Origin of the sequence: Amycolatopsis sp. SID8362 (assembly GCF_010550475.1) — a bacterium.
In the GTDB taxonomy this organism is placed as follows: Bacteria; Actinomycetota; Actinomycetes; order Mycobacteriales; family Pseudonocardiaceae; genus Amycolatopsis; species Amycolatopsis eburnea.
In genome coordinates this window covers 1-6,825 of the sequence record NZ_JAAGNB010000314.1, presented here as the reverse complement: position 1 = coordinate 6,825, position 6,825 = coordinate 1, and the positions used below count along the sequence as shown (strand labels likewise).

The 6,825-nt window shown below is 72.6% G+C and carries 2 protein-coding genes and 1 pseudogene; all 3 read left to right on the top strand.

Translation table 11 applies throughout. The features are described 5' to 3' along the window. Positions 1-631, top strand: a pseudogene (locus tag G3I65_RS10585) (hypothetical protein); the annotation flags it as partial. 163 nt (positions 632-794) lie between these two features. Then, positions 795-1,034: a hypothetical protein gene (locus G3I65_RS10580; RefSeq protein WP_160695941.1), complete on the top strand. Its 240-nt coding sequence runs from the start codon at positions 795-797 to the stop codon at positions 1,032-1,034. A gap of 275 nt (positions 1,035-1,309) precedes the next feature. Continuing rightward, positions 1,310-6,781 carry a biotin carboxylase N-terminal domain-containing protein gene (locus tag G3I65_RS10575; protein ID WP_160695940.1) on the top strand — a complete coding sequence of 1,824 codons (5,472 nt, stop codon included), beginning with the start codon at positions 1,310-1,312 and terminating at the stop codon, positions 6,779-6,781. Positions 6,782-6,825 lie beyond the last annotated feature (44 nt).

The window sequence follows — 6,825 nt, the reverse complement described above, 5'->3', positions numbered from 1 at the left end:
GCTGAGCGTCGACCACCGCGGCGTCCGCGAGATCACGTTCGCCGAGGCCGACGGCAGCGGCCGGGACGCGCCGAGCGCGGCCGAAGCCGTCCGGATCGCCCAGGACGCCGTCGAGACGTTCGGCCTGGCCGACCGCGTCGACCTCGTCGCGGACAAGGTGCGCCACCAGTACCACGCGGGCGGCACGCCCGAGGAAATCGCGGAACCGCGCGTGCGCGAAACCCACGTGGTGTTCACGCAGCTGGTCGACGGCCACCCGGTCGTCACGCCCGGGCTGGGCGAGGTGCGGGTCAGCATCGACGGCGGCGGCACCGTGACGACGATCGTCGACGCGACCCGCGAGGTCGACCGGCTGACCGGCAGCGCGCCCGCGGCACCGCCGTCCGCCCGCGAGCCGGTCCGCGATCCGTCCACTGTGGACGAAGCACTGGACGGCCGGCTGCAGCGCCTGCTGCGCCGCCTCTCGGCAGGCGGCCGCGTGCCCGCCGAGGTCCGCGAGGTCCCGGATTCGACGGCGGTCGGCTACGCCCTGCGCGGCGACGACGGCACGCCGTGCGTCCGGCGCACGGTCGAAGTGGACTGCGGCGAAGGGCTCGCGAAGCGGTACGTGCTGGAGGCGCCCCTGCGGTGACCGCACCGCCGAGACGGGACGGGCCGGCACCCAGTCGGGGGGGTGCCGGCCCGTCCGCTGCCCGGAGATCGACGGCGACGCGGACGTGTGAACCGGGTGTATCCGGGGCATTAACAACGGACACCTGATTTCCACGGGGAGCGCGTACCGAGGGGAGACCGCGATGACCTTCGACTTCGTCGGCCGCTGGCTGGGCCGGCACCGTGACCAGCCGGGCGTCACGGTGGACCTTTCGTGCGGTGGCCGCGTGACGCTGCGCGAGGTCGACGGGCGCCCGGTGCTGGCGATCACCACCGCGCCGGGGCCGGACGGGCGGTGCGAGGTCGCCGCCGTTCCGTTGTCGGATGCCGAACGCCGCGAGCTGGGGCAGGTCCTCGATCCGGCCGCCCTGCTGGCTTCCTGACCGGGGCCCCTACTTTCGCGGATCCGGATGTTTTCCGGGTCGGTCCCGCCGTAGGCTGCGCACCGTGCTTTGTGGCAGCCCTCGCGAGAAACGCGGTCCCGGCAGTGTGGCGCGGGTCGCTTTTTGTGGGGTTCCCACAACGCAGCCGCCTTGGCATGCGCCATGGCGGACATTGGTCTACCCCGCGGTAATCCAGCAGGGTGTAGACAGGTGCAGGCGACGCTCCAGGACAGGTGCGTCGCCTTCTGTGCGTGGGTACTTGGGAGGCTCAGCCGGTGTTCAGTCGTGTCGCCATCGTCAACCGCGGAGAGGCCGCGATGCGGCTCATCCACGCCGTCCGGGACCTGTCGGCGGAAACCGGGACGCGGATCGAGACGGTGGCCCTCTACACCGACGCGGACCGCACCGCCACGTTCGTCCGTGAGGCCGACCTGGCCTACGACCTCGGTCCGGCTTCGGCCCGGCCCTACCTCGACCTCGCCAAGCTCGAGAAGGCGCTCGTCGAGACGAAGGCCGACGCCGCGTGGGTCGGCTGGGGCTTCGTCGCCGAGGACCCGGCCTTCGCCGAACTGTGCGAAAAGGTCGGTGTCACCTTCGTCGGGCCGAGCGCCGACGCGATGCGCAAGCTCGGGGACAAGATCGGCGCGAAGCTGATCGCCGAAGAGGTCGGCGTGCCGGTCGCGCCGTGGAGCCGCGGCGAGGTCGCGACCCTCGAAGCCGCGCTGGAAGCCGGCGACCGGATCGGCTACCCCCTGATGCTCAAGGCGACCGCCGGCGGCGGCGGGCGCGGTATCCGCATGGTGGCCTCCGGCGAAGACCTCGCCGACGCCTACGAGCGCACCAGCCAGGAAGCCCTGCGCGCGTTCGGCTCCGGTGTCGTGTTCCTGGAGCGCCTGGTCACCGGCGCGCGGCACGTCGAGGTCCAGGTGATCTCCGACGGCGAGACGGCGTGGGCGCTCGGCGTCCGCGACTGCTCGGTGCAGCGGCGCAACCAGAAGATCATCGAGGAGTCGGCCTCCCCCGTCCTCGCGCCCGAGCAGACCGCCGAGCTGAAGGCGTCGGCCGAGCGGCTCGCGGTGAAGGTCGGCTACCGCGGCGCGTGCACCGTCGAGTTCCTGTACCACCCGGGCGAGAAGCTGTTCGCCTTCCTCGAGGTCAACACCCGGCTGCAGGTCGAGCACCCGATCACCGAGATCACCACCGGCACCGACCTGGTCAAGCTGCAGCTGCACGTCGCGGGCGGCGGCAAGCTGGAAGGCACCCAGCCCGCCGAGCTCGGCCACGCGGTCGAAGCCCGGCTCAACGCCGAAGACCCCGACCGCGACTTCGCGCCCTCCCCCGGCCGCATCGCGCGCCTCGCGCTGCCCGCCGGCCCCGGCATCCGCGTCGACACCGGCGTCAGCGAAGGCGACACCATCCCCGCCGACTTCGACTCGATGATCGCCAAGATCATCGCCTACGGCCGCGACCGCGACGAGGCGCTCGGCCGCCTGCGCCGCGCGATGGCCGAGACCACGGTCATCATCGAAGGCGGCGCCACCAACAAGAGCTTCGTGCTCGACCTGCTCGACCAGCCCGAGGTGATCGACGCCAGCGCCGACACCGGCTGGATCGACCGCGTCCGCGCCGAAGGCCGCCTGGTCACCCACCGGCACTCCGCGATCGCGCTCGCCGCGGCCGCCATCGAGGCCTACCAGGACGAGGAAGAGATCTCGGTTCAGCGCCTGCTCTCGACCGCGCACGGCGGCCGCCCGCAGGTGCAGCACGAAAGCGGCCGCCCGCTCGACCTCAAACTCCGCGGCGTCGGCTACCGCGTCAGCGTGGCCCGCGCCGGGCGCACGCGCTTCCGCGTCGGCGTCTCGGCGGGTACGTCGGACGTGCACCACGCCGAGGTCGAGATCGACCGCTTCGACGCCCACAGCGGCCAGATCCGGGTCAACGGGCGCCGGTTCCGCCTGGTGTCGGCCACCCACGGCCCGATCCACCTGGTCGAGGTCGACGGCGTCACCCACCGCGTCAGCCGCGACGAAGGCGGCGTCGTCCGCTCGCCAGCACCCGCGCTGGTCGTCGCGACGCCCCTATCCGTCGGCGACGAGGTCGAGGCGAACGCGCCGATCCTCGTGCTGGAGAGCATGAAGATGGAGACGGTGCTGCGCGCGCCGTTCCGCGCCCGCGTCCGCGAATGCCCGGTGTCGGTCGGCAGCCAGGTCGAGACCGGCGCACCGCTGATGCGCCTGGAGCCGCTGTCCGACGGCGCCGAGGACGAGGCCGCCGAAGAGACCGAGACCGTCGAGATCGAGCTCCCGTCCGTGCCCGACGGCGTGTCCGCGGCCGAGCGCGTCGAACGCGGCCTGCAGGACCTCAAGAGCCTGCTGCTCGGCTTCGACGTCGACCCGGCCGAGCGCAAGCGGCTCGTCGCGGCCTACCTGGAAGCGCGCACCGAACTGGGCAACCGCCCGGTCGAAGGCGAACTCGACCTGCTCACCGTCTTCGCCGACCTGTCCGAGCTGAGCCGCAACACCCCCGGCGGCGAGCTCGACACCGAGGCGAACAGCGCCGTGCACAGCTCGCGCGAGTTCTTCCACAGCTACCTGCAGAGCCTCGACGTCGAACGCGCCGGCGTCACCGAAGGCTTCCAGGCCCGGCTGCGCCAGGTGCTCGCGCACTACGGCGTCGCCGACCTCGACCGCACGCCGGAGCTGGAGGCCGCGGTCTTCCGGATCTTCCTGGCGCAGCAGCGGACGGCGGCCGACGTCGCCGTCGTTTCGGAGCTGCTGCGGCAGTGGCTGACCGGCGCCCCGCCGGCGGAGGCGCTGAGCGAGCGCGCCGGGCTTACCCTGGAGCACCTCGTCGAGGCCACGCAGGTGCGCTTCCCCGCGGTGTCCGACCTCGCCCGGGGTGTCGTGTTCCGCTGGTTCGCCCAGCCGCTGCTGCGCCGCCACCGCGCCGAGGTGTACGCCGCCGTCCGCACCGAGCTGCGCTACCTCGACCAGCACCCGGACGCGCCGGACCGCGCCGACCGGATCCAGGCGATGATCACCGGCTCCCAGCCCCTCGTCCGGCTGGTCGGCCAGCGGATCGGGCGCCCGGGCCGCGACCACGCGCCGCTGCTGGAAGTGCTGACCCGCCGCTACTACGGCAACCGGCGGCTGTCCGGGGTCGCGGTGCGCGACGCCGGCGGCTCCCGGTGGCTGACCGCCCGGCTGGACACCGCCGACGGCGTGCTGCCGCTGGTCACCACCGCCGTCGACTTCGCCGCCCTGCCCGCGGCCCTCGACGCGCTCGGCGAGGTCGCGACCGAAGGCGTCGTCGCCGACCTGTACCTGCGCTGGGAGGACCAGCCGGACGTCGACGCGGCCGCCGCGCGGCTCGGCGAGCTGCTGGGCGAGCACCCGGTGCCCGCGAGCGTGCGGCGGGTCGTCGTCACCGTGGCCGGCACCGGCGGCGCGGTCATGCACCACCACTTCACGTTCGAGCGCGACGGCGAGGCGTTCGCCGAAGACCGGCTGATCCGCGGCCTGCACCCGCAGATCGCGCAGCGCCTGCAGCTGCAGCGCCTGCGCGAGTTCGACCTCACGCGGCTGCCGTCGGCGGACGAAGAGATCTACCTCTTCAAGGCCGTGGCGAAGACCAACCCGGCCGACGAGCGGCTGATCGCGATGGGCCAGGTCCGCGACCTGACGCCGTTGCGCGAGGCCGACGGCCGCCTGGTCGCGCTGCCCGCGCTCGAGGACGCCGTCACCGCCTGCCTCGACGCGATCCGGAACATCCAGGCGCAGCGGCCGCAGAACAAGCGGTTCGACACCAACCGGATCATGATGTACGTCTGGCCGCCGACCGAGCTCACCACCGACGAGCTGAACACGCTGGTCCAGCGCATCCTGCCGACGTCGGTGGGCGCCGGGCTTGAGGAGGTCCAGTTCCTGGCGCGGCGGCGCACGGACGCGGGCAAGCTGACCGAGCTCGCCGTGCGGATCACCTTCGACCCCGGCCACGGCGCGCGGCTGCACGTCGACCACCCGTCGACCGAGCCGGTGAAGCCGCTGGACGAGTACCGCCTGAAGGTGCTGCGGGCGGCGCGGCGCGGGACGGTGTACCCGTACGAGCTGACCGACCTGCTCGCCGGGCCCGGCGGCACGTTCACCGAGCACGACCTGGACTCCTCCGGCGCGCTGGTCCCGGTGGACCGGCCGAAGGGCAAGAACACCGCCGCGCTCGTGGCGGGCGTCGTCACCACGCCGACCGAGCGGCACCCCGAAGGCGTCACGCGGGTCGTGCTCCTCGGCGACCCGACGAAGTCGCTGGGCGCGCTGTCGGAGCCGGAGTGCTCCCGGGTCATCGCGGCGCTCGACCTGGCCGAGCGGCTGCGCGTCCCGCTGGAGTGGCTCGCCCTCTCCTCGGGCGCGCGGATCTCGATGTCCTCGGGCACCGAGAACATGGACTGGGTCGCCGCGGCGCTCAAGCGGATCGTCACGTTCACCCAGGACGGCGGCGAGATCAACATCGTGGTCAACGGCATCAACGTCGGCGCCCAGCCGTACTGGAACGCCGAAGCGACGATGCTCATGCACACCAAGGGCATCCTGGTGATGACGCCGGACTCGGCGATGGTGCTCACCGGCAAGCAGGCGCTGGACTTCTCCGGTGGCGTGTCGGCCGAGGACAACTTCGGCATCGGCGGCTACGACCGCGTGATGGGCCCGAACGGCCAGGCGCAGTACTGGGCGCCGAACCTGCCGGCCGCGCGCGAAGTCCTGATGGCGCACTACGAGCACACCTACGTCGCGCCGGGCGAGTCCGGGCCGCGGAAGGTCGCCACCACCGACCCGGTCGGCCGCGACGTTTCGACGTTCCCGCACGCCGTCGTCGGCAGCGACTTCACCACCGTCGGCGAGATCTTCTCGGCCGAGCACAACCCGGACCGCAAGAAGCCGTTCGACATCCGCACGGTGATGCGCGCGCTGTCCGACCAGGACCACCCGGTGCTGGAACGCTGGGCGGGCATGGCGGACGCGGAAACCTCGGCGGTGCAGGACGTGCACATCGGCGGCCGCCCGGTCTGCCTGATCGGCATCGAGTCGCGGTCGGTGCCCCGCCGCGGCTTCCCGCCCACCGACGGCCCGGACACCTACACCGCGGGCACGCTCTTCCCGCGTTCGTCGAAGAAGACGGCCCGCGCGATCAACGCGGCGTCGGGCAACCGGCCGCTGGTGGTGCTGGCGAACCTGTCGGGCTTCGACGGCTCGCCGGAGTCGCTGCGCAAGCTGCAGCTGGAGTACGGCGCGGAGATCGGCCGGGCGATCGTCAACTTCGAGGGCCCGATCGTCTTCACCGTGATTTCGCGGTACCACGGCGGCGCGTTCGTGGTGTTCTCCAAGACGCTCAACCCGAACATGACGGTGCTGGCCCTCGAAGGTTCGTTCGCGTCGGTGCTGGGCGGCGCCCCGGCGGCCGCGGTGGTGTTCGCCGGCGAAGTCAACAACCGCACGGCGAACGACCCGCGGGTGACCGAGCTGCAGGCCCGGGTCGCGGCGGCAGGCAGCGCCGACCGGGCGGCGCTCAACGCCCAGCTGGCCGAGCTCCAGTCGTCGGTCCGCGCGGAGAAGGTCAGCGAAGTGGCCGCGGAGTTCGACCGCGTCCACAGCATCCAGCGAGCCGTCGAGGTCGGTTCGGTCGACGCGATCATCTCGGCGGCCGAGCTGCGGCCGCGGATCATCGAGGCCATCGAGCACGGCCTGAAGAAGTAGCCCCTTCCCGGCGGGGCGGCACTTTCACGTGAAAGTGCCGCCCC

Bases quoted from the DNA above. Each gene is read 5' to 3' on its own strand.
- G3I65_RS10580 (WP_160695941.1), top strand. From the start codon at position 795: ATGACCTTCGACTTCGTCGGCCGCTGGCTGGGCCGGCACCGTGACCAG.